The organism is Chitinophaga agrisoli, assembly GCF_008386695.1.
GTDB classification, from domain to species: domain Bacteria; phylum Bacteroidota; class Bacteroidia; order Chitinophagales; family Chitinophagaceae; genus Chitinophaga; species Chitinophaga agrisoli.
Map to the genome: position 1 here is coordinate 1,849,028 of NZ_VUOC01000002.1, position 24,365 is coordinate 1,873,392.

Sequence of the window (24,365 nt, forward strand, 5' to 3'; positions counted from 1 at the left end):
GCTTTTGCCTTTTATGTCGAGTCTTTACGCTCTTTATTTCACTTCTTCAAACTCTGCGTCGGTTACGCCGCCTTCTCCACCTGCGCCGGTATTACCCTGCTGCTGTGGCTGCGGTTCGCCGCCGTTATTTGCCTGCGATTCCTGGGTAGCTTTATACAGCTCTTCGGAAGCGGCTGTCCAGGCAGCATTCAGTTCTGCTACGCCAGCGTCTATCTGGGCAACGTCCTGGCTCTTCTGGGCTTCTTTCAGCTTGTTCAGCGCAGTTTCGATAGTGGTCTTCTTTTCTGCAGGTATTTTCTCGCCATATTCCTTCAGCTGTTTTTCTGTCTGGAATACGAGGCTGTCTGCCTGGTTGATCTTTTCGATCTTTTCGCGTTGTTCCTTATCTGCAGCTTCGTTAGCCTTGGCTTCCGCCTTCATCTTTTCTATCTCATCCTTGCTTAAGCCGCTACCCGCTTCAATGCGGATGTTCTGGGTTTTGCCAGTGCCTTTATCCTTAGCTGTTACATGCAGGATACCGTTGGCGTCTATATCAAAGATCACTTCGATCTGCGGTACGCCACGCGGAGCCGGCGGAATATCACCTAAGATAAAGCGGCCCAGGGTACGGTTCTGTGAAGCCAGGGGCCTTTCACCCTGCAGTACATGTATTTCTACGCTTGGCTGGCTATCAGCAGCGGTAGAGAATGTTTCAGATTTCTTGGTAGGAATGGTGGTGTTGGACTCGATCAGTTTGGTGAATACACCGCCCATGGTCTCAATACCCAGTGAAAGCGGCGTTACGTCCAGCAACAACACGTCCTTCACTTCCCCGGTCAGTACGCCACCCTGGATAGCAGCGCCAATGGCTACCACTTCGTCCGGGTTTACGCCCCTGTTGGGTTTCTTACCAAAGAACTTCTCTACTACTTCCTGTATCTTGGGTATACGGGTAGAACCACCTACCAGTATTACTTCATTGATCTCTTCTTTGCTTAAGCCGGCGTCCTGCAGGGCCTTACGGCAAGGCTCCAGGGTACGCTCTACCAGCTGGTCGCTGAGCTGCTCAAATTTAGCGCGGGTCAGTTTCTTTACCAGGTGCTTAGGCACGCCGTCAACCGCAGTAATATAAGGCAGGTTGATCTCTGTCTCTGAAGAAGAGGACAGTTCGATCTTCGCCTTTTCAGCTGCTTCTTTCAAACGCTGCCATGACATCGGGTCCTTATGCAGGTCTACCGCTTCGTCTTTCTTGAATTCCTCTGCCAGCCAGTCCATGATCACTTTATCGAAGTCATCACCACCCAGGTGGGTATCACCGTTGGTGGATTTTACTTCAAACACGCCATCACCCAGCTCCAGGATGGAAATATCAAATGTACCACCACCCAGGTCAAATACAGCGATCTTGCTGTCATGGTGCTTTTTATCCAGGCCATAGGCCAGGGCAGCAGCCGTGGGCTCGTTGATGATACGGCGAACATTCAAACCGGCGATCTCTCCGGCTTCCTTGGTAGCCTGACGCTGTGCGTCATTGAAGTAAGCGGGCACCGTGATCACGGCTTCGTTCACTTCCTGGCCCAGGTAATCTTCGGCCGTTTTCTTCATTTTCTGCAGGATCATGGCAGAGATCTCCTGCGGGGTGTATAACCTGCCATCTATATCTATACGTGTGGTATTGTTGTCGCCTTTAGCCACTTTGTAGCTCCAGTGAGGTATTTCGTTGTTCACTTCGTCATAATGACGGCCCATGAAACGTTTCACGGACATGATCGTGTTCACCGGATTGGTAATAGCCTGGCGCTTGGCAGGGTCACCCACCTTTCTTTCTCCGTTCTTTAAGAATGCCACTACGGAAGGGGTGGTACGGCGCCCTTCATCATTGGCAATCACTACCGGCTCGTTACCTTCCATTACGGCAACACATGAGTTGGTAGTTCCTAAGTCGATACCTATTATTTTTCCCATATTATTTAAGATTCTCCTTTAGTTGTAGATTGATTGTGCGTTTGCTGTTGGATTGTCAATGATTATGCCAAGCAAAATTTTATGCAAATATGTCAGTTTGCTGAACTCTGCCCCGGATTATTTGTTAAAGCTACGAGTACAAACCGCAACAGGCGGCCTGAACCATATTCAACCATATTCGTAACCTAACTCACATTCAATGAAAAAGACCTTCCCGTTATGGGTCACTGGTATGATGACCCTTATTGCACCCCTGGCTGCTTTAGCGCAAACCACCCCTGGTTCTGTTTCGTCTCCGGGCATCTTTAATGGCAGCAAAGATTACAAGACCTGGTCCATTGGCGTCAATGGCGGTTTACTGGCCCCTGTATCACCTACCGGCGGCAGTAATGATTTCACCAAATGGAAAGCCTCCGCAGGGTACGGCGCCTATGTAAAATGGCAGATCCTGCATTCCCTGGGCATCCGGGCCGATTATATTGGCGGTAAGCTAAAGGCCGACAATTCCAAAGAGCTGGGGAACGACAAACAGCCCATCCGGGATTACAGCTCCTATGAGACCAAGCTGAAATGGTCCGCAGCCCTAAGTGCTGTAGTAAACGTAGCCACCATTAACTGGCTTTACAAGCAGAATTTTGTACAGATCTATGTGTCCGCAGGCGCCGGCCTTGCGGGTTACAATCCCACCAAAACAACAAATAATGGCACAGAAGTAGACTACAAGCCGGATGGTACCATCAAGGAGCTGATCATCCCCATAGGCGCCGGCCTTAAGTTTAAACTGTCAGACATGATCAACCTGGACCTGGGTTATACCATGCACTTCCTGGATGGCGACAACCTGGATGGTTATGCCTATGGCCGCAACAATGACAAATATTCCTACGGCTATGCCGGGCTGGAATTTAGCCTGGGCCCCTCCCATAAACCCCAGCTGGCCTGGAACAACCCGGCCAAAACAATGTATGATGACCTGGCCGCCCAGAAAGCCGCGCTGCAGCAGGAGCTGGAAAGCACCCGTAATACGAACGCCCGTCTGACAGCAGATGTTGACAAACTGCTGAAGGATACCGATGGCGACGGCGTTTCCGACTTCTTTGATAAATGCCCCGGCACCGCACAGGGTAGCAAGGTAGATGGCGGCGGCTGCGACCTGCCAAAAATAGATACCACCCCCAAAGTTGTGGTGCAGCAGGTTACGGACGAAGACAGGCGCCTGGTACGCGACGCCATCCAGAACCTGGAGTTCCAGACCGGTAAGGCCAGCATTAAACCCAGCTCTTACCCCTCACTGGACCGCGTGGCAGAACTGCTGAAGGCCAAGAATTTCAGCCTTAAGCTGGCAGGCCATACGGACGATGTAGGCACTGATTCCAAGAACATGATCCTGTCTAAAGACCGGGCAGAATCCGTAAAACAATACCTCGTCGGCAAAGGCGCTAATCCTTCCAGGATAGAGGCTACTGGTTATGGCGAAACACAGCCCATTGCCAGCAACAAAACAGCCGCCGGCCGCCAGAAGAACCGCAGGGTTGAGTTCACCTTATATTAATATGCTGAATGTTTCGGTTACAGGTTTGCCACATCTGCCAACGGGCAGTGTGGCAAACTTGTTTTAATATGTTTCCATCTTACCATGGTTCCAAAACGGCATATAATTTGCTTTTCAGGGTCAAAATCGAACCATATATATGAAAAAACTAATACTCTCCACGCTCCTGGTCCTGGGTGCTTGCTGCTCCATACAGGCCCAAAAGATCCATTTAGGTGTAAAAGGCGGTTTAAATATTGCCCAACTGTCAGATTTTGATGGGAGCGGTAGCCGTATTTCCGGTCATGTTGGCGGTTTCGTAAACTTCCGTTTCCGGGACTGGGCCGTGCAGCCGGAACTGGTTTTTTCCGGTCAGGGCGAAAAGCACCTGATTATTCCCAATGGCGACCGCCAGATAGCCCTGAACTATATTAACCTGCCGGTAATGTTCCAATACTACCTGATCCCGCAATTTTACCTGGAGGCCGGTCCTCAGATTGGTTTTCTGGCAAGCGCCAAAGATAAAGGCGGCCGGTTAACCCTGGATATAAAAGACGGTTATAACTCCGCAGATCTGGGCATAGGCCTTGGTTTAGGCTTTAAGCTGCCCATGGGCTTTGGCATATACGGCCGCTATAATTTTGGCCTGCTGGATGTATATGACGGCGGCGGCGATTATAAAAATATGGTGGCACAGATAGGCGTTTCCTACACGATCCTGTAATTTCAGCATACCTTATAAGAGAAAGTCCACAGTTCATTGGCTGTGGACTTTTTGTTTACCTTTGCAGCTACTTTGCATTAACCATTTTTCACATGAGCGTTGTACAACACATTAGATCAGCAGCCGTAACAGCCATTAAATCGCTTTATAACCAGGATATAGCCCTTGCCGATATAGCTATTAACGTTACCAAACCGGAATTCGAAGGCGAATACACCATCGTGGTCTTTACCTTCACAAAATTCAGCCGCCAGAAACCGGAAGAAACCGGCCAAACCATTGGCAACTACCTGGTAACTAATTTCCCGGACTTGGTAGCCGGCTTTAATGTGGTGAAAGGCTTCCTGAACCTGAGCATCAACAACGCCTACTGGATACAATACCTGCAGACCAATTTTAATAATGCCCATTCCGGCCGCAAACCGGCCAATGGTAAAAAGGTGATGGTAGAATATTCTTCTCCCAACACCAATAAACCCCTGCACCTGGGCCACCTGCGTAATAACTTCCTGGGTTATTCCATTGCAGAGATCTTAAAGGCCGCCGGGTACGAAGTAATAAAAGCAAACCTGGTGAATGACCGGGGTATACATATTTGTAAATCTATGCTGGCCTGGCAACTGTTTGCCCATGGCGATACGCCGGAATCCACCGGCATCAAGGGCGATCACCTGGTAGGCGACTATTATGTGAAGTTTGAAACGCTGCTCAAGGAACAGGCCGAGCCTATCATAGCCAGGATCCTGGAGAATGATTTCCGTGACTTTGGCGGCGCAGAACTGGAAAAGGTAGAAAAGCTGGCAGCTTTGCTGCATAAGCCGGAGATCCAGCAAGACGAAGAAAAAGCAGGTAAGCTGCACGATGATATCAAGGAGATTGCCCGTAATAAAACGGAGATCATGCAACAGGCCAAGATCATGCTGCAGCAGTGGGAAGCCGGTAACCCTGAAGTAAGGGCGCTGTGGAGCACCATGAACGGCTGGGTATATGATGGCTTTGAGACCACCTATAAACGCCTGGGTATCGACTTTGACAAGGTCTATTACGAAAGCGAAACCTACCTGCTGGGGAAAGACCTGGTAGAAGATGGCCTGCGTAAAGGCGTGTTATTCCGCAAAGAAGATAATTCCGTATGGATAGACCTTACGGCCGATGGCCTGGATGAAAAGCTGCTGCTGCGCGGCGATGGCACCTCCGTATACATGACCCAGGACCTGGGTACCGCCAGGCTTAAATATCAGGATTTTCAGATGCAGCAAAGCATTTACGTGGTGGCAGACGAACAGAACTACCACTTTAAAGTGCTGAAACTGATCCTGGAAAAACTGGAAGAACCTGCTGCAGAAGGCGTATACCACCTTTCTTACGGTATGGTGGAACTGCCGGCCGGCCGTATGAAAAGCAGGGAAGGCACCGTGGTGGATGCGGATGATCTGACGGAGGAAATGGTGAATACCGCTGCCGAACAAACAAAAGCATCCGGCAAATTACAGGATCTCAGTGAAGAGGAACTGCAACGCCTGTACGAGATCATTGGCCTGGGCGGCATGAAGTTCTTCCTGCTGCGGGTAGACCCTAAAAAGCGGATGATCTTTAACCCAAAAGATTCCATCGACCTGAATGGTTTTACAGGCGCTTTTGTCCAATATGCGCATGCACGTATCAAATCCATCTTCAGGGAAGTAGGCATAACAGATGTCAGTCATTTGGACACTTACCGGCATAATGACAGTTTACTGCCATTGGAAAAAGAGCTGATCAAACTGAACGAACAATTTGGCGAGATCCTCGATGATGCCCAACGGGAAATGAGCCCGGCCATTATTGCCAACTATGCCTTCCATCTGGCACAAACATTCAATTCCTTCTATGCAGAAAAAGTAGAAGGCCATTACACCTACTCCATCGCCAGAGCGGAATCTGAAGACAAACAAAAACTGCGTTTGCAGATCATCTCCATGACCGCCCATACCATTGCCCAAAGCATGAAACTGCTGGGTATTGATGTACCGGAGAGAATGTGATGAACAACTTTTAGCGGTTAGCTATTGGCTTCTAGCGATAAACGTACTAAAGACAAAAGCGAAGCAAGATGATTGCTTCGCTTTTGTCTTTTTATAACAGCTAAAAACTAGTAACTCGTTGCCCTGTCACACAGCTCCTCTCCTCTTTTCAACTCCCCGGAGCCTATATACGATTTCCCCAGCATGAACATGGCAAAATAATTCTGCGGCTGTATCGCCAGCAGTTTGCTCCACATAGTCACCGCCGCTTTGTAGTTTCCTTCATAATAATATACATGCCCCAGGTTGTGGATCACCTGCAGATCCTCCGGATCAGTGCCATGCAGGCTGTCTGATCCCAATATCTGCCGGTAATAATATATGCTTAAGCGATAGTTCTCCAGTAAGGCGTAGATCTGCCCCAGCTCCAGGTAAGCGGGCGTAAAGCTTTTGTCTTCCTGTATGGCGGCATGAAAATACTTGAGCGCAGCGTCCAGTTTACCGGAACGTTTCAACACCAGCCCTTCTTTATAATATGTTTTGGCCTTGTCCTTTGGGTGCGCAATGGCAATCTGCATGGTAATGGCTGCTACAAACAGCAAGCATAGAATACGTTGGGTCATAGATATACAGTAGCAATAATTGTTCCCCTGCTACAAATATACTAATTTTTATCTATACGATTTTACTCCATATCCCGCGAAGTGAAAGAAAGCGGTAACAATTGTCCGGCGGCTGGTATCACATATATCTTACCGTTCTGCCCGCCCAGGATAACCCGGATGGGATGCTGCTGCCGTTGCTCATATTCAGATAACGACTGACGGCAGATACCGCACGGAGAGATGGGTTGATCACTATTGCCTTCGGGGTTATGATAGCTAACGGCAATGGTTTCAATGGCCATGTTGGGAAACAGGGATGTAGCCACAGATAACGCCGTTCTTTCCGCGCAGATACCAGCGGGAAAAGAGGCATTCTCCTGGTTGGTGCCACTCACCGTTTCCCCATTGGTCAGGCGGATAACCGCCCCTACCCGGAAATTGGAATAAGGCGCATATGCCTGTGCAGTGATCTTTCTGGCAGCTTCTAATAACGCAGCATCCTGTCCTTCCAGTTCAGATATATCGTCATAACATAGGTACTCAAAAGGTTGCTGCAATTTGTGCATGGGTGATAGCAGGAATGATTTTATTAAGAATGCTGCGAAGATATTAAATAATAAGCATGGTATAAATATAAATGTCCTGCACCGTTGATGGTGCAGGACATCTGTTTTGTATGCGAATGATCTTATTTAATGGTCCTGAAAAGGCGGCTCCAGCGGATGCTGCCACGGCCGTAGCTCATCCAGATCAACCACGCCTTACCTACCACATGGTCTTCCGGAACAAAGCCCCAGTAACGGGAGTCCAGGGAGTTGTTACGGTTGTCCCCCATCATCCAGTAGTAGTTCATTTTAAAGGTATATGAATCTGCCGGCTTGTTATTGATATAGAACTGCCCGTTCTTAGCCTCCAGCGTATTGCCTTCATACACGCGGATCACGCGGTCGTAGATGGCGATATTGGTGCTGTCCAGCTTTACGGTAGCGCCTTTCTTGGGTATATACAAAGGGCCAAAATTCTCTTCAGTCCAGTGATAATGTGCAGTGTCGTAAGGGAATACGGATTGTTCGCCGCTAAAATAGGGCTGCACATCCTTTACTGTGGGGAAAGTCTTCTTAATATCCAGCACATTCCCCGGCGTAAGGTTATACAGGAACAGGCCCGCGGACAGGGTATTTTCTGCCCCGGAAATATCCATATCGTCCAGGCGGTCCGGGTTTAGCGGATCACCATTGGAAGTTTGTACCGTATACCTTCTCTCACTTTCTGGTGGAATGGGCGCCTGCTGGCCGTTCACGAACACCACCCCATCGCGGAGGCTAAGTGTATCGCCGGATTCTGCCACACAGCGTTTAATATAGTTCTCCCTTTTATCTACCGGGCGGGAAGTTACATGGTAGGATTCCCATACCGCATCGCGGCCCAGGCTGCGTACCAGCCCGTAATAACTCTGATCCTGCTGCTCCAGTGCTACGGTATCACCTTCCGGGAAGTTAAATACCACCACATCGTTCCGTTTTACGCGGGTAAAACCGGGCAGGCGTCTGTACGGCCATTCTACGGCTTCGGAATAGGCTTTGGTATATTTGGTAAAAGGTAAAGTATGATGGGTAAAAGGTACTGCCAATGGCGTATTGGGGATACGCGGACCGTAACTGATCTTGCTTACGAACAGGAAATCGTTCACCAGCAGCGTTTTTTCCATGGAAGGAGTAGGGATAGTATACGCTTCGAATATAAAGGTGCGGATCAACGTGGCTGCGATGATGGCGAAGACCGCCGCGTCCAGCCATTCCCGTACAGCAGACTTCCTTTTCCTGGGCTGGTCGTCCTTATTGCGCTTCCAAAATGCCAGATTCATTCAGTTGTGATTGTTTTTTAGATATCTATAAAAGAACAAATATAATATTCTGTTGGTTGCCAGCTAATTTTCTCTGCAAAAGTTTTCTTAAAGTTCCCCACTTAATATACGGTTAATCTCTGCCGACTGGTTCATGATCATACAATGGGTGCCCCCTTTTATCACATGGGTGGGTTGTATGGTTTTCAACGGAAAAGTAAGGTCACTGTCGCCCTGAATATGCACTAAATGATTGGGAATGAATTCGTTCTCCCAGTTAATGACCACATTAATGGCCCAGCGCATGTAATGCTGATCTTGTTTTTTCAGGTATTCCCGTAACAACTGCGCTGCTTCAGGGGTTTGTGGCCCCATATAATGTTTAACGATGAGATAGCGTTTTCCAAAAATAAGCTGATCCGGCAAATGATTTAGCTTTAAACGCCTTACCCAGTTAAAATAAGCCGGGCGTTCCCGGGTATGTTTAATAGTACTGATAAGGATATTCTTGGCTATAGGCCGTTGTTTTGCAATCTCCAGGCTCAACATGCCGCCAAAAGAAAGGCCCAGGAGGGTTATCTCGCCTTCTGCGGTAATGCCACGGGCCATGCGGGCGGCATAATCGGCATAAGGCTCATTGGGTTGAGGATCTAACCAGGGCAGATAGTGCACGGTGTATTCGTCCGGGAAGCGCAGGTGGCGGAACATCCGCTCGTCTGCGCCCATGCCGCTGATGAGGTATATATGTTTGCTCATTCTGGTGTATCGTTTTACCGTTCGCCGTGGGCCGTTGGTACTGCCGCAATGACAATGATCCAATGACCGGCGGCCAACCGCTATATGCTGGCTTTCTTCCTGTTAGGTACTACATAATCCTCCACATTATCCGCCGTGATGGTTTTGCCGGAAAGGATCACCAATCTTTCCACCACATTGCGCAGCTCCCGGATATTGCCGGACCAGTCATGGTCTTCCAGGGCCTTCAGTGCTGCCGGATCAATGGCCTTTTTCGTAATGCCATACTCCTGGCATACGCCGTCCAGGAAATGATCTACCAGCAGCGGTACATCATCCCGCCGGTCGTTCAGCGAGGGCACATGGATCAGGATCACGCTCAGGCGGTGGTAAAGGTCCAGGCGGAAGTTCTTATCCTCCACTTCCTTCAGCAGATCCTTATTGGTAGCGGCTATCACGCGCACATCTACATTGATCTCCTTATCGCCCCCAACCCGGGTAATACGCCCTTCCTGCAGGGCGCGCAGCACTTTGGCCTGGGCGCTCAGGCTCATATCGCCTATTTCATCCAGGAAAAGGGTACCGCCATTAGCCTGTTCAAATTTGCCGATACGTTGTTTAACGGCAGATGTAAAAGAGCCTTTTTCATGTCCAAACAGCTCACTTTCAATCAATTCGCCGGGGATGGCTGCGCAATTCACTTCCACCAGGGGGCCACTGGCACGGCTGCTGCGCTCATGTATCCAGCGGGCTACCAGCTCCTTCCCTACCCCATTCTCCCCGGTTACCAGTACGCGCGCGTCTGTGGGCGCTACCTTTTCAATGGTCTCTTTTATTTTGAGGATGGGACCTGAAGCCCCTATCATTTCCTGGGTCTTGTTCACCTTACGGCGCAGCCTTTTGGTCTCAGCTACCAGGTTGGTCTTGTCCATGGCATTCCGCAGGGTGATGAGCAACCTGTTCAGATCCGGCGGTTTGGAGATATAGTCATAAGCGCCCTTTTTCACCGCATCTACGGCAGTATCGATATTGCCGTGGCCAGATACCATCACGATCGGGATGTCCGGATTGGTTTCCTTCGCTTTTTCCAGGAACTCCAGCCCGTCCATCTTGGGCATTTTAATATCGCACAATACAGCATCATACTGCTTTGCCGTAAACATTTTAAAGCCTTCTGCCCCATCTGCCGCTTCGTCTATCTTATATCCTTCGTAGGTCAGTATCTCGCCTAATGTTTTACGGATGCTTTTTTCGTCGTCGATTATCAGAATATTGGCCATATTGCTGTTTTGAGTAGGGAGCAAAGATAATGAAATAATGGGCTGATGTGATTAATGTGCGGATGGGTGGATGTGCACACTAGCATAATCGCCTGCATCCCGCGTGCAGTATGAAAAATAACAAATAGTCTACTAATTTTACAGGTTTTATACGTACTTTCAGTATAGTAAATATTTTATTCCTGTAATTTCACGCCGCATTATGGACAAGTTTTTAGAGGAGCTAAAGAAGAGACATCAATGGGCAGCGGCGAATGCGTTCCCTTGTACAAAAGCAGTGAACGATTTTGCCAGCAACCTGGTAAATTGGTTGTTTCCTGAGCATACAGGCAAAGTGATGACGGAAGCGGAGTTGGAACAATATCCACAGATCCTGCAACAACAATTGCAAGATCTCTTGCATACCATGCAATCCCAGTTGCCGGACACAGCCTCCCAGCTAAGCCAACTTTTCATGCAGCAGGTACCTGCTATCTATGATGATCTGACAAAAGACGCTTCGGCCATTTACCAGGGAGATCCCGCTGCCACCTGTCTTTACGAAGTAATTAGGGCTTATCCCGGTTTTTATGCCATCGCCTTTTACCGCATAGGCCATGCCCTGCAGGAGCTGCATATTCCCTTGCTGCCACGCATGATCACGGAACTGGCACATGCCCGCACGGGTATAGACATACACCCGGCCGCCTCCATAGCGCCCTACTTCTGTATAGACCATGGCACCGGTATCGTAATAGGGGAAACCTCTATTATAGGCGCCCATGTAAAATTATACCAGGGCGTAACCCTGGGCGCGCTGAGCATTGATAAGAGCATGGCTAAAAACAAACGCCATCCTACTATTGAAGAGCATGTAGTAATCTATGCCGGAGCCACCATCCTGGGCGGCGATACCGTTATTGGCCACCACAGCGTAATTGGCGGCAATGTTTGGCTCATCAAAAGCGTAGCGCCCTTCTCCCGCATTTACTACAAGGCAGATGGGAGCATGAACATTGTTGAAATAGCATGATTACCCGCGCCATTGACCATCAACTGTATTGACAGCACACATTAGACAAACCTAAATCCGTAATTAATTATGTTTTCTATCCTTGACCAGGTTGGTAATACACCGATAGTTGAATTAAAGAAACTCACCGCCAATCCCAACGTAACCATATATGCCAAGCTGGAAGGCAATAATCCCGGCGGCAGCGTAAAGGACAGGGCCGCCTACGGTATGATCAAAGGCGCGCTGGACCGTGGGGAACTGAAGCCGGGTACGAAGCTGATAGAAGCCACCAGCGGCAACACAGGCATTGCCCTGGCCATGATCTCCAGCCTGTTTGGCGTGGAAATAGAATTGGTAATGCCGGAAGATGCTACCCGCGAGCGGGTGCTGATCATGGAGGCCTACGGCGCTAAAGTGGTGCTCACGCCCAAAGAAGCGTCTATGGAAGGAGCCATTGACTATGCCCATGCGCAGGTTGCCAAAGGCGGCTACCATATGCTGAACCAGTTTGCCAACCCGGATAACTATGGCATGCACTACCGCACCACCGGCCCGGAAATATGGCGGGATACCCAAGGCGCTGTTACCCATTTTGTAAGCGCCATGGGCACTACTGGCACCATCATGGGCGTTTCCCGTTATCTGAAAGAACAGAACCCGCAGGTGCAGATCTGTGGCTGCCAGCCCACAGAAGGCTCCCGCATACCGGGCATCCGCAAATGGCCGGAGGCTTATCTGCCTAAGATCTTTGAAAAGGAACGGGTAGACCGTATCATGGATATTTCCGAAGAAGAAGCCCGCAACATGACCCGCCGCCTGGTAAAGGAGGAGGCCGTATTCTGCGGCATGAGCAGTGGCGGCGCTGTTGCTGCAGCGGTCCGCCTGTCAAAAGAACTGGAAAAAGGCGTGATCGTGTGCATTATCTGCGACCGTGGGGATAGATACCTTTCCAGCGACCTGTTTGAAAAGTAAAAAAGCAAAATAAAAAGCAAAGCGGCTGCACCAGTTAGATGCAGCCGCTTTTTATTTTACCGGAGATAGCCAGCTATGCTATCCCTTTTTTACTTTTTCATATACATTACTTCCTTCACCAGCTTCACAGTACGCTCTATATCAGGCATATACAGTTTCACCAGGTTGGGCGCATAGTGCATAGGCGCATCTGCAGCCGTGATACGGCGGATGGGAGCATCCAGGTAATCAAAACCCTCTTTCTGGATACGGTAACTGATCTCAGAAGAGATACTGGAGAAGGGCCATTGCTCTTCTACGATCACCAGACGGTTGGTTTTCTTCACAGACTCCAGGATGGTGAACCAATCCAGCGGGCGGATGGTACGCAGGTCAATTACTTCTGCCTCAATACCTTCCTTAGCCAGTTCTTCCGCAGCACCCAGGGCCACTTTCATCATCTTATTAAAAGAAACGATCGTTACGTCCTTACCGGCGCGTTTGATATCTGCCTTACCGATGGGAATGATATATTCCTCTTCCGGTACTTCGCCCATATCACCGTACATTACCTCACTTTCCATGAAAACCACCGGGTCTTCATCGCGGATAGCCGCTTTCAGCAGGCCTTTGGCATCATAAGGGTTGGAAACGGATACCACCTTTAAACCGGGGATATTGGCATAATAGCTTTCAAAAGCAGTGGAGTGCTGAGCGCCCAGCTGACCGGCAGAACCGTTGGGGCCGCGGAACACGATCGGGCAACCTACCTGTCCGCCACTCATGGCCAGCATCTTGGAAGCGGTGTTCAGGATCTGGTCCAGCGCCAGTACGGCAAAGTTCCAGGTCATGAATTCCACCACCGGACGAAGGCCGTTCTGCGCAGCGCCTACGCCAATGGCAGCAAAACCTAATTCCGCAATTGGGGTATCGATCACCCTTTTAGCCCCAAATTCATCCAGCATTCCCTGGCTCACTTTATAGGCTCCGTTGTATTCGGCAACTTCCTCTCCCATCAGAAATACGCGGTCGTCCCGGCGCATCTCTTCCTGTAAGGCTTCTCTTAAGGCTTGTCTGAAAGCTATCTGACGCATGCTATTGGTATAATGATTTGTAAAGATTTTAAGTCCTTCCTCTAAAGGCAGGGGCAAAATTATCGTTTGTTGATGAAAAAGCAAAGGATTTGGAAAAGGGGAACGGATTTAAATATTAGTGGAATATAAAAATATATTAATATATTGGTCTTTATTATCCCGGAATCTTAAAGCTACCTATCCTATGATCACGCTTACGATCCTTTCTGTCAGTTTCCTGACGGCGATCTCCTGCAAGATAAAAAAGGTAAAGTCGCCAGACGCTGTACGCCTCTTGTGGTATGTACACCTGGTACTGCTGTTCTTTGCTATTATCTGTTTGCTGCTGAATGCCAATGGTTATGGCTTCAAAGGCGCGTATACGGAAAGGGTGTTCTTTTCACTGTATGCCGGCTCCGGGGTTATCCTGTACGGGCTTACACCTAAGGAGGTGACCGGTAAATGGGTGTACCTGGTCTGCTTTTTCGGGTTCCCTTTTGTACTGCTTTTTGGCCTGCTGCTGCCGCCCTTGCGGATCCTTACCATTATGGCGGGCGTAGCCCTGCTGTACGATGGCGATTTTACGCGCTATCCTATTGATAATGACTATGCATTGCAAACCAGGGAACAAGGGATCCTGTCCCGCTACCCTACTTACAGCCTTATTGAGGACAAATACTGGTTCTTCGAAAAGATCACCCCGGATGTGATCCATCAGAGATCCGCGCCCATGGCCCTGCAGATGGATAAAAAGGCGGAAGACAGCGTGCACGTAAGCCTCCAGGTCTTTGACAGGGCTAAAACAAGGTTTGATACTACGCTTTACCTGATACAATAAAGGGGCAGCACACAGGCCGCCCCCATTGTTTTATTGGTGGTATTTATACTTTCTCTAAAATAATAGCGCTTGCGCCGCCGCCGCCGTTACAGATCCCAGCTACGCCATAACGGCCATTTTGCTGGTGCAGGATGGAGTTCAGCGTTACCACAATACGGGCGCCGCTGCAGCCGATAGGATGGCCCAGGGCCACCGCACCGCCCCATACGTTCAGGCGTTCCATATCCAGACCCAGGTCCCGCTGGTTGGCGATTGGCACACAGGAGAAAGCTTCGTTGATCTCCGCATAATCCATATCAGATACTTTCAGCTTAGCCCTTTCCAGCGCCTTATTGATGGCTTTAACCGGCGTGGTGGTGAACCATTCCGGCGCCTGGGAGGCGTCTCCATAGCTAACGATCCTGGCCAGGGGCTTTAAACCCAGCTCTTTCAGCTTTTCGCCGCTTACCAGCACCACGGCTGCTGCGCCGTCATTAATGTTGGAGGCGTTGGCGGCTGTGATAGTCCCGTCTTTTACAAAACTTGGCTTCAGGGTGGGCATCTTATCAAAATTCACTTTCTTGTAATCCTCATCCTCTGTTACCGTTACCGCCTGTTTGCCAGCTATTTCCACGGGTACGATCTCGTCCTTAAAATATCCTTTCTCAAAGGCAGTGGCTGCACGTTTGTAGCTGTTGGCCGCATAAGCGTCCTGGTCTTCGCGGGATATCTTATATTCTTTGGCGCATAGTTCCCCGGCATTGCCCATGTGGAAATCGCTGTAGGGGTCCCACAGGCCATCCCGGATAATACCGTCTATTACAGCGCCATGTCCCAGGCGGTAGCCATTACGGGCCTTATCCAGGTAATACGGCGTATTGCTCATGCTTTCCATACCGCCGGCCACCACTATATCATTCTCACCCAGCAGTATGCTCTGCGCCCCAGTTATAATGGCTTTCATGCCGGATGCGCATACTTTATTAACGGTGGTACAGGGTACGCTCACCGGGATACCTGCATATATGCTGGCTTGGTTGGCAGGCGCCTGCCCCAGGTTGGCGCTGATCACGTTGCCCATGAATACTTCATTCACGCTGTCTGCCGCTACGCCTGCCCTTTCCAATGCCGCTTTTATGGCAGTGGCGCCCAGCCGGGTAGCCGGTATAGTGGCCAGTGCGCCGTTAAACGCGCCAATTGGCGTGCGGGCAGTGGATACGATGAATACTTCTTTCATAATAATAAAATAAGATTGTTTGGCTTGATCACCAAATATAGGGGAAATTGAGTGATTAACCGTTGGCCAATACCTGCGCCGGGATGTCAGCTTTCAGCCAATATTGCCAAAAGCAAAAGGTGGAAAACAAACCTGTTGCCAGGCCTGCTTTCCACCTTTTTATATTGCTTTAATACTTACTGCACTACGATCCGCATGGCTTTTTGCCTGCCGTAACCGGTGATGGTTACATAGTACACGCCTTTAGGCTGTGCAGACAGGTCAATCTCGCCCGTTTGATCCTGCGTATGCCTGCGGTACACTATATTGCCGTTGTTATCCAGCACCACAATATCCACTGCTTTTAACAGCGGTTTCGCAAAACGCAGGTATACAATGCCCGGTGTGGGGTTCGGGAACGCGCGTACCACATTTTGTTCCAGGGTGATCTCCGGCACAGCGGTAATGATCATATTCAGCGTGGCAGATGTGCTGCGGCAGCTTTCGCCATTGCTTACTATCACATAATACTGGCCGTTGGCCTTGGCCCGGATAGACGGTTGCACCGCATTGGCAATGGCCGTGCCATTCAAATACCATTGGTAGGTAAGCGCCTTGCCTGCAAAAAGGCTGTCGCCCTGCTGACGGATGGTTGCCTGCGGCGTGTTCTGTATCGCAAAGCCAGATGACCAGCCAGTAGTATCCGCCGGTGAGCTGCTCACAATGCGGAGCTGATAATGCTGGCCACAGGGCACCGTATCCGGTATACTCACCTGTAGCGCAGGATGTTGGCTGGTGCCGGCTATAGTGGCAATGTTCAGGATATCGCCGGGTGTTTCGCCGGTAACCCTGCCGCCGGCGTCGCTGCCTTTCAGCAACTGCACGGTGAATACGTTATTACTGTTGAACGGATGGTTGAACTGCGCATTTATCGTAAAGTCTTCGTCAGCGTTTATAGCGCCCGTTATATCTGTACCGGTTGCAGGCTGGCCGCTCATTACAATGGTATCCGAGGCGCTGGTGCCGCAGTACCGGTCTGTTATCTTTACCCAATAAGTACCTGGTTGTGTAACCGTGATCGTACGGGTGGTGTCCTGCGTAGACCAGAGATATTGGTAAGAAGCCATTGGCGCTAAATAAGATCCCAGCATCACAGAACCACCAACTGTCAGCGAATCAATATCCGGGCCAAGGTCCGCGATTGGCGCTCCAATGATGGTGACTGATTTTACAACGGTATCCTGTCTGCCCAGATTATCTGTTATCCGTAATGTTATGGAGTATTGGCCTGGCTGGCTGTACGTATGTACCGGATTAGGAAGGGTATCGGTCTTATTATCGCCAAACTGCCAGTACCATTGCGTAATGGAGGCGCCATTTACCGTACTCCAGTCCGTGAATAGGTATTGACGGCAGGCTGTCTGTTTGATCAGGAAATCAGCCTCCAGTGTTTCAGTATTATCCTGCCGGGTTACTACAATCGTATCGGAAGCGCTGTTACCACAAAACCGGTCTGTTACCTTCACCCAGTAAGTACCCGGCTGCGAAACGTTGATCACACGGATGGTATCACCGGTAGACCAGCGATAATCATAACCAAGCCCTTCGGGATTATAAGTGCCCAGCTGAACAGTTTTGCCGCTTCGCAGCGTATTGATATCGGGCCCAAGATTTACAAAAGGCGCTCCCTGGCCATCAATCAGGGCGTAAGCAGTATCCCGGTTGCCCAGGTTGTCCGTTACCCGCAGTATGATGCCAAATGGACCATCATAGCCATAGGTATGCGCAGGGTTTTGCGTTGTATCCGTAGCGCCATCTCCAAACTGCCAGTTCCATTTGACGATGTGGGCGCCTGTTATTTTTGTGGTATCAGTGAACTGGAAGCTCCGGCAAGCTGTTCGTTGAAGAACAAAGCCGGCTTGGAGGCTATAACTGGTGCCAGGACGTGATACGACAATGGTATCTGAACTGCTGGTACCGCAGAAGCGATCCGTTACCCTCACCCAATATGTACCCGGTTCATCCACTAACGTAAAGTGGGTGGTATCTCCGGTAGACCAGAGGTAGCTGTAAGCAGCCCTGTAAGGAGCGTTTATCGCAATAGTATGGCCTGGTTTAAGCGTATCAATATCTGGTCCCAGGTATACTTCAGGCGCAGCTTCCAATGTAGCGAAATTATAAGTCGTATCTATATTGCCGATGTTATCTGTCACCTTCAGTGTTACGTGATAGGTGCCCGCCTGCGTATAAGTATGCGCCGGGTTAGGCACCGTATCCGTGGTACCGTCGCCAAAAGTCCAGCGCCACTGCGCTATATAGGCCCCGGAAACGCTGCTGGTATCTGTGAACTGTATAGTGCGGCAGGCAATCCGTTCAGATGTAAAACCTGCATCTAAATGCCTGGCGGATGCAAATACCCGGATAGTATCTGCAGCACTGGTGCCACAAGCCTGGTTGGTCACCGTAACCGAATAAGTACCTTCTGCAGATACCGTTTTGGTACGGGTGGTATCCCCTGTGGACCACAAATAGGTAAATTGTGCGCCCTGTGGGTTACTGCTACCCAGCGTCACACTCTGCCCCCAGAGGATGGTATCCTTTCCCAGGTTCACATACGGCGGAGGAGAGCTGATCGTCACCTGCTGGTACGCGGTATCCCATTCTCCCTTGCTATTACCCACCATCAGGGTCACATTGTATTGACCATCCTGGAGGTAGCTATGTACTGGCATACTGGCCGTGTCGTTGGTATTGCTGCCATCGCCATATACCCAGTACCGTTTGGTAACCGGGTAATCCGGATGTACGATAGAACTGTCCGCAAAATATATTGTTTTGCACTCCCGCTGCAGGATACCAATGTGGGCATCCGGTTTGGTGGGGCGATCGATGACACGGACAAATATGCTATCTACATTCATATCCGGCCCCTTATATACAGCCACCCCGTAATGACCTTGCTCAGTTACCTTAAAGGTTTGGCTGGTTCCCAGAGGGCTCCAATAATAAGTCGCGCCAGGGTTGCCTGCATCCAATACCAACGTGTCACCCCGGTATATAGAAATAGTATCCGGACCAAGATCCAGCCTTACTTGTGTCTCCGGTACTATTAAGTTAGGAATGACTATTGCAGTATCACAAAGACCATTTGGTTCCTTTGATATCAGATCAATGCTAACCCGGTAGGTTCCTCCATTGGGAGCGGTATAATTATGGGCATAAACAGCAGAAGGGGATTCATAACTTTCATAGGAATTCCATTGCCCATCGCCCCAGTTTATGCGCACACTATCAACGGCTTTACTAGCAAAGGGATAAGTCCAGGATACGATCATACGATAGTAACCATATTCCCATCCTTGCGCCTGCTTCCGGTAGCTTGCCTGTATTGCACTACTGGCTACAGACACATTCGCCGTATCCCGCAAACTCTGTCCGCACACATCATAACTTACCCGGTACTCCCCTGCGGTATTCACATTGATACTGGCCGTCGTATCCCCCGTAGACCACTCATAATGCCCCATAGCAGACGCATACGGCGCCGCCGCCTTATTGGCCAGCGTTACTTTATTATTAGCGTCATACATAGTGCAAACCAGGTACTCATCACCAATATTCAACACCGGCAGCACCACTACCTTTTTTTGCGGGTACCGGTACTCATTACTAGCCACGTTGCCACTGGCATCCCGCACGGTAAGCGTAACGGTAAACTGCCCCTTCTGGCTATACGTATGCACCGGGTTGGCTACAAAAGAAGAATCGCCGTCGCCAAAGTTCCATTTCCAGGCTACAATATTGGCCGGACCGGTGCTTAGGTCCTGGAAAGTTACCGTCAGCGGACCGCAACCAACCGTTTTATCGTAACTGAAATCAGCCTTAATATCCTGGGCGGATAAAAGATGGCGGGCAAAAATAAAAACAAACAATAGTAAACATCTTTTCATGTACTCATGGGTATAGGGTGAGGAAAATAAAAAACCGGGTAAAATTAGCTAATTAAATAAATACAAGAGTATTAATATATGTGTACGGTCAGTCTGATGTTATTTTCACCCGCTCCTACCCCGGATCAAGTCCACCTCATCCCCACCTCATATCCATTTCAGATTGCACTCTCCTTGCTTTTCCCAAGGATGATCCTTGCTAGTTAATATAACATCACTCCCATAAAAGGCGAAGGGTGGGCAACATGACCAAACCGGTCCGTTGCTCACCCCTCGCCACTCACTCAATAGTATGTTGGCATAGGAAAAGACGTTACTGACGCACTGTCACCTTCCGCGTTACCACATCAGAACAGCTGTTCTGATACTCCATGTGCACCTCTATCGTATAGTCGCCGGAAATGGCATATTCATGGTCAAAATTCAGGATATGACGGTCGCGGTCCATCAGGGTCTGGGAAGAACCATCACCCCAGTTCAGCCACAAACGGTATGGTACATTCTCATAAGCAGGCGTTACGGCCAGGTCTACCTGCCTGCTGCACAGCCAGGTATAGGAGATCTGGGCCAGGGTCTCACTTACCCTGCCTATCACCACCGTAGTATCGCGCAGGGTTTGTCCGCATACATTATAGGTAACGGAATAAGTGCCCGGGCTACAGGCGCGCAGGGTACTGGTCGTATCCCCCGTGCTCCACAGATACCATCCTGGGTCATGGTGCCCCTCCGCCATAGCGGTGTTGGAAATGATCGGACAATAATTGCTGCACAACGGGTGTAGGATACCCAGATCCAGGATAGGCAGAATGTCTATCTCCTGGTAGCTGAACACCTTCATGGAAGTAGCCCCGGCGGGTAGTACCATGGTTAAACGCACCACATAGTGACCGGGCGTATTAAATGTATGGGTAGGTTGAGGGCCGGAAGCGGTACCACCATCACCAAACTCCCACAGCCAATCGATCACGGATAGCTCGGCAGATGATTTTACATCAAATGAGATCTTTTTTGGCGCACATCCGACAGTATCGGAAGCCAGGATCTTCAAATCAAAACTCTGACTCTGCGCCTTCACAGCAGTAAGCGCCAGACACATGCCTGCAAACAGCATTAAAAATCTTTTCATGTACTCGGGAGGTATAGGTGAATAATCTATGTAAAGATATAAACATTAATATGTAAAATTATTAAAATTAATTAAAAACAATAATATAAAAATACGGATACAAGGCTGGCAAAGCCTTCGCCGCAAAAAATCTGTAAATTACCTATGTTTGCAGTTTGCTTTTCCAAAAACCGTGATTGCACAACATACCATACAACAGATCCTGAGCCGCATTGACATTGTGGAGATAGTAGGCTCTTTCGTAAAATTGAAGAAAAGAGGCACCAATTACCTGGGCCTCTGCCCCTTCCATAACGAAAAAAGTCCGTCCTTTACGGTTTCCCCCAGTAAAGAGATCTACAAATGCTTCGGCTGCGGGGCCAGCGGTAATACTATCAGCTTCATCATGGAGCATGAAAAGTATTCCTATGTGGAAGCCCTGCGCTGGCTGGCCCAGAAATATAATGTAGAGATTGAGGAGAAAGAGGTTAGCGCAGAGGTAAAGCAGCAACAGCAGCTGGCAGACAGCCTGTTTATCATTAATAATTTCGCCCGCGAATACTTTTCCCATAACCTCCTGGAATCGGAAGAAGGCCAGAATGTAGGCCTCGCGTACTTTGAAGAGCGCGGTTTTACCAAAGAAACCATCCAGAAATTCCAGCTGGGTTACTGCAGCAACGAACGGGATACCTTTGCCAGAACAGCCTTATCTAAAGGTTATAACCTGGATTACCTGCAAAAGACCGGCCTGGTTGCCATCCGTAATGAGCAGCCGGCAGATAACTACCGCGGCCGGGTGATCTTCCCGATCCATAACCAATCCGGCAAAGTATTGGGTTTTGGAGCCCGTATATTGGTCAAAAATGACCGGGCGCCCAAATACATTAACTCCCCGGAAAATGAGATCTATGTAAAACATAAGGTGCTGTATGGCACCTACTTTGCCCGCCATTCCATAGACCGGCTGAATGAATGCCTGCTGGTAGAAGGATATACGGATGTGATCTCCCTGCACCAGGCAGGTATTGAGAACGTAGTGGCGTCCAGTGGCACTTCCCTTACAGTAGACCAGCTGCGGCTGATAAAGAAATATACCAACAACCTCACCATCCTGTTTGATGGGGATAACGCGGGCGTAAAAGCAGCCCTGCGTGGCCTGGATATGGCCGTAGAAGAGGGACTGAATGTGAAGCTGGTACTGATACCGGACAAAGAAGACCCGGACAGCTATGTGCAGAAGATAGGCGCTCCCGCTTTCCGGCAGTTTGTGGCAGATAATAAACAAGACTTTGTACTGTTTAAGCTGCAGACCTCCATGCAGGAAGCCGGTAACGACAGCACCCGCAAAAGCCAGCTGGTGAACGAGATCGCGGAAACCATCTCCAAGATAGATAAGGTAGAGGACTTCACCCGTCAACAAGATTATATACGCCAGTGCAGCCAGCTTTTAAAGATCGATGAGCAGGGCCTCATCATGCTGGTGAACAAATTTATCCGGGAACGCCTGCAGAAACGGGAACAGCAGCTGGCCAGGAACGCCCCGCCGGATGATGATAACGCCCTGAGCGATGAGGCCATTGCCGCCATGGAAGCCATGGAAACCGGCGTGGAAGTTGTTTTCTCTACGGATGAGAAGCAGGAAAAAGAACTGGTGAAGATCCTGCTGCGCTTTGGCGATATGCAGTTCAGCGAAGAAGACCATAATACAGTGGCAGACTATGTATTTCACCTGCCTTATGATTTTGAGTCCCTGGCAGACAGTGAAATAGTGAAGAAAATACTGCGTGAATATAAATCCCTCTATGATGGCGGCAATACACCTGACCGCAAATGGTTCCTGTACCACCAGGACCCTGATATTTCTAAAAACACGGCGCTGATCCTGGAAGACAAGGAAGCAGACCTGAGCGTGAACTGGAAAGAGCGTTTTGAAATAGACACCGTATACGGCGACAATGCCTATCTCAAAGACACCATCAGCACCACCAATTATCTGATACTGCGTAAAATAAAGAAGCTCATTCTGGAAAACCAGCAGGAAATGGAGAAGGCAGATACCTTTGACGTACAGATGAAATGTATAGAAGTGCACCAGCACCTGAAACAGCTGGAAATGGAGCTAACACAGGGGATTGGAACCGTGATATTCCGCTGATGTGCTGCTATCGGCGTTCGTACACCTCAAAAGTAAAGGCATATTGATTTTTCTCATCGGCGGCGTGTGGCTCGCTGCTGACCAGCTGCCATTGATCCTTATCAAAAACAGGAAAGTAGGTATCCCCTTCTACCGTGGCATGCACCCTGGTAATATAGATCCTTTGCACCAGCGATGCCTGTAATGCCTGTGAAAAGATCTCTGATCCACCGGTAATAAATATCTCCCCCATATTAAAAGCCGCAGCAGCGGTAATGGCGTCTGTCAGGGAACTGGTAACAATAATACCATCCTGGCCATAATCCGCCTGGCGCGTAACCACGATATTAGGACGGTTGGGCAATGGCTTGCCCAGGGATTCAAAGGTTTTACGCCCCATAATAATGGGTTTGCCCAGCGTAGTTTGCTTGAAATATTTTAAGTCTGTTGATAACCGCCAGGGCAATTCCTTCTCCCGGCCTATTACGTTATTCTCAGACGCCGCTACAATGATAGAAATGATCATTAACTGGATTTCGGGTGGTTAATGGTAGAATGTGCTACACCGCCACGGGCGCCTTAATAGCCGGATGGAACTGGTAGTTCTGCAGCTCAAAATCCTCAAACCGGAATCCAAAGATATCCTTTACATCCGGGTTGATCTTCATTACCGGCATCGGGTATGGCGTGCGGGTCAACTGCAGTTTGGCCTGCTCTACATGGTTGTTATATAAATGCACGTCGCCAAAGCTGTGTATAAACTCGCCGGCTTCCAGGCCGCATACCTGCGCCATCATCATCGTAAGCAGCGCATAGGAAGCAATATTAAAAGGCACGCCCAGGAACACGTCAGCGCTCCGCTGGTATAACAGGCAGCTTAAGCGGCCATTGGCTACATAGAACTGGAACAGGCAGTGACATGGGCTCAGGGCCATTTCCGGCAGCTCGCCCACATTCCAGGCGCTTACAATGATACGCCGGGAATCCGGGTTGTTTTTTATCTGTTTCACGGCTTCGCTGATCTGGTCTATCAACTTCCCGTCACGTGTTTCCCAGCTCCGCCATTGTTTGCCATATACGGGGCCCAGGTCGCCGTTGGCGTCTGCCCACTCATCCCATATGCTCACGCCATGTTCCTTCAGATAGGCTGTGTTGGTATCGCCCTTCAGGAACCATAACAGCTCATAGATAATAGACTTCAGGTGCAGTTTCTTGGTCGTTACCAGCGGAAAGCCCTCCTGCAGGTTAAAACGCATTTGATAGCCAAAGCAGCTGGTAGTACCGGTACCGGTACGGTCTGTTTTGGTAGCCCCATGATCGAGTATATGCTGTAGTAAGTGAAGGTACTGTTCCATATGGGGGCAAAGTAACAAAATTGTTGGGAATTATTGGGAGGCTACCTGCCGTGTATCCGCGTTTATCATGATAAAGAGGGCAAAAAATATAACATTATTTCTTCA

General features: G+C 49.5%; 19 protein-coding genes. 7 read left to right on the forward strand and 12 right to left on the reverse strand.

Annotated elements, in window-relative coordinates; translation table 11 throughout:
• Nucleotides 1-33: 33 nt before the first annotated feature.
• Nucleotides 34-1,944, reverse strand: coding sequence for a molecular chaperone DnaK (dnaK, locus tag F0L74_RS14765; protein WP_149838612.1), 1,911 nt, complete (start codon nt 1,942-1,944; stop codon nt 34-36).
• A 199-nt stretch (nt 1,945-2,143) separates the two neighbouring features.
• Here dnaK and F0L74_RS14770 point away from each other — a divergent pair, with 199 nt between their 5' ends.
• The 3 genes from F0L74_RS14770 to F0L74_RS14780 all read left to right on the forward strand — a co-directional run bounded on the left by F0L74_RS14770 (nt 2,144) and on the right by F0L74_RS14780 (nt 6,223).
• Entirely contained in the window at nt 2,144-3,496 is a 1,353-nt protein-coding gene (locus tag F0L74_RS14770; RefSeq protein WP_149838613.1) for an OmpA family protein, read from the forward strand.
• A gap of 139 nt (nt 3,497-3,635) precedes the next feature.
• Nucleotides 3,636-4,199 (forward strand): porin family protein, encoded by a 564-nt coding sequence (locus F0L74_RS14775; protein WP_149838614.1) that lies wholly within the window; start codon nt 3,636-3,638, stop codon nt 4,197-4,199.
• A 92-nt stretch (nt 4,200-4,291) separates the two neighbouring features.
• Nucleotides 4,292-6,223 (forward strand): arginine--tRNA ligase, encoded by a 1,932-nt coding sequence (locus F0L74_RS14780; protein WP_149838615.1) that lies wholly within the window; start codon nt 4,292-4,294, stop codon nt 6,221-6,223.
• 107 nt (nt 6,224-6,330) lie between these two features.
• Here the strand turns inward: F0L74_RS14780 and F0L74_RS14785 are convergent, their stop codons facing one another.
• The 5 genes from F0L74_RS14785 to F0L74_RS14805 form a co-directional block, all read right to left on the reverse strand.
• Complete coding sequence (locus F0L74_RS14785) at nt 6,331-6,825, reverse strand: tetratricopeptide repeat protein (RefSeq protein ID WP_149838616.1); 495 nt, start codon at nt 6,823-6,825, stop codon at nt 6,331-6,333.
• Nucleotides 6,826-6,887: 62 nt separating this feature from the next.
• Entirely contained in the window at nt 6,888-7,373 is a 486-nt protein-coding gene (locus F0L74_RS14790; RefSeq protein ID WP_149838617.1) for a cytidine deaminase, read from the reverse strand.
• A 122-nt stretch (nt 7,374-7,495) separates the two neighbouring features.
• Complete coding sequence (gene lepB, locus F0L74_RS14795) at nt 7,496-8,671, reverse strand: signal peptidase I (protein WP_149838618.1); 1,176 nt, start codon at nt 8,669-8,671, stop codon at nt 7,496-7,498.
• An 87-nt stretch (nt 8,672-8,758) separates the two neighbouring features.
• Nucleotides 8,759-9,406: an alpha/beta fold hydrolase gene (locus F0L74_RS14800; protein WP_149838619.1), complete on the reverse strand. Its 648-nt coding sequence runs from the start codon at nt 9,404-9,406 to the stop codon at nt 8,759-8,761.
• Between the two features lie 80 nt (nt 9,407-9,486).
• The gene (locus F0L74_RS14805) at nt 9,487-10,665 is read right to left on the reverse strand and encodes a sigma-54-dependent transcriptional regulator (RefSeq protein ID WP_149838620.1); all 1,179 of its coding nucleotides are present in this window, start codon (nt 10,663-10,665) and stop codon (nt 9,487-9,489) included.
• Between the two features lie 202 nt (nt 10,666-10,867).
• Here F0L74_RS14805 and F0L74_RS14810 point away from each other — a divergent pair, with 202 nt between their 5' ends.
• A complete protein-coding gene (locus F0L74_RS14810; RefSeq protein WP_149838621.1) occupies nt 10,868-11,677 on the forward strand; it encodes a serine O-acetyltransferase in 810 nt (269 codons plus the stop codon).
• Nucleotides 11,678-11,746: 69 nt separating this feature from the next.
• Nucleotides 11,747-12,631: a cysteine synthase CysM gene (gene cysM, locus F0L74_RS14815; RefSeq protein ID WP_149838622.1), complete on the forward strand. Its 885-nt coding sequence runs from the start codon at nt 11,747-11,749 to the stop codon at nt 12,629-12,631.
• Nucleotides 12,632-12,720: 89 nt separating this feature from the next.
• On the opposite strand, the gene F0L74_RS14820 is transcribed toward cysM, so the two are convergent.
• On the reverse strand, nt 12,721-13,704 hold the full coding sequence (locus F0L74_RS14820; RefSeq protein ID WP_149838623.1) for a pyruvate dehydrogenase complex E1 component subunit beta: 984 nt from the start codon (nt 13,702-13,704) through the stop codon (nt 12,721-12,723).
• 184 nt (nt 13,705-13,888) lie between these two features.
• Here F0L74_RS14820 and F0L74_RS14825 point away from each other — a divergent pair, with 184 nt between their 5' ends.
• On the forward strand, nt 13,889-14,521 hold the full coding sequence (locus tag F0L74_RS14825; protein WP_149838624.1) for a hypothetical protein: 633 nt from the start codon (nt 13,889-13,891) through the stop codon (nt 14,519-14,521).
• Nucleotides 14,522-14,564: 43 nt separating this feature from the next.
• Here F0L74_RS14825 and F0L74_RS14830 read toward each other — a convergent pair whose 3' ends face one another.
• The 3 genes from F0L74_RS14830 to F0L74_RS14840 form a co-directional block, all read right to left on the reverse strand.
• Nucleotides 14,565-15,737 (reverse strand): acetyl-CoA C-acyltransferase, encoded by a 1,173-nt coding sequence (locus F0L74_RS14830; RefSeq protein WP_149838625.1) that lies wholly within the window; start codon nt 15,735-15,737, stop codon nt 14,565-14,567.
• Between the two features lie 176 nt (nt 15,738-15,913).
• A complete protein-coding gene (locus F0L74_RS14835) occupies nt 15,914-19,666 on the reverse strand; it encodes a PKD domain-containing protein (protein ID WP_149838626.1) in 3,753 nt (1,250 codons plus the stop codon).
• A 313-nt stretch (nt 19,667-19,979) separates the two neighbouring features.
• The gene (locus F0L74_RS14840; protein ID WP_149838627.1) at nt 19,980-20,792 is read right to left on the reverse strand and encodes a PKD domain-containing protein; all 813 of its coding nucleotides are present in this window, start codon (nt 20,790-20,792) and stop codon (nt 19,980-19,982) included.
• A gap of 148 nt (nt 20,793-20,940) precedes the next feature.
• Between F0L74_RS14840 and dnaG the strand changes: the two genes are divergently transcribed.
• Nucleotides 20,941-22,926 (forward strand): DNA primase, encoded by a 1,986-nt coding sequence (gene dnaG, locus F0L74_RS14845; RefSeq protein ID WP_246197713.1) that lies wholly within the window; start codon nt 20,941-20,943, stop codon nt 22,924-22,926.
• 7 nt (nt 22,927-22,933) lie between these two features.
• Here the strand turns inward: dnaG and F0L74_RS14850 are convergent, their stop codons facing one another.
• Both F0L74_RS14850 and F0L74_RS14855 read right to left on the reverse strand, forming a co-directional pair.
• A complete protein-coding gene (locus F0L74_RS14850) occupies nt 22,934-23,431 on the reverse strand; it encodes a dihydrofolate reductase (protein ID WP_213086969.1) in 498 nt (165 codons plus the stop codon).
• Nucleotides 23,432-23,465: 34 nt separating this feature from the next.
• Nucleotides 23,466-24,260 carry a thymidylate synthase gene (locus F0L74_RS14855; RefSeq protein WP_149838630.1) on the reverse strand — a complete coding sequence of 265 codons (795 nt, stop codon included), beginning with the start codon at nt 24,258-24,260 and terminating at the stop codon, nt 23,466-23,468.
• Nucleotides 24,261-24,365: the final 105 nt, after the last annotated feature.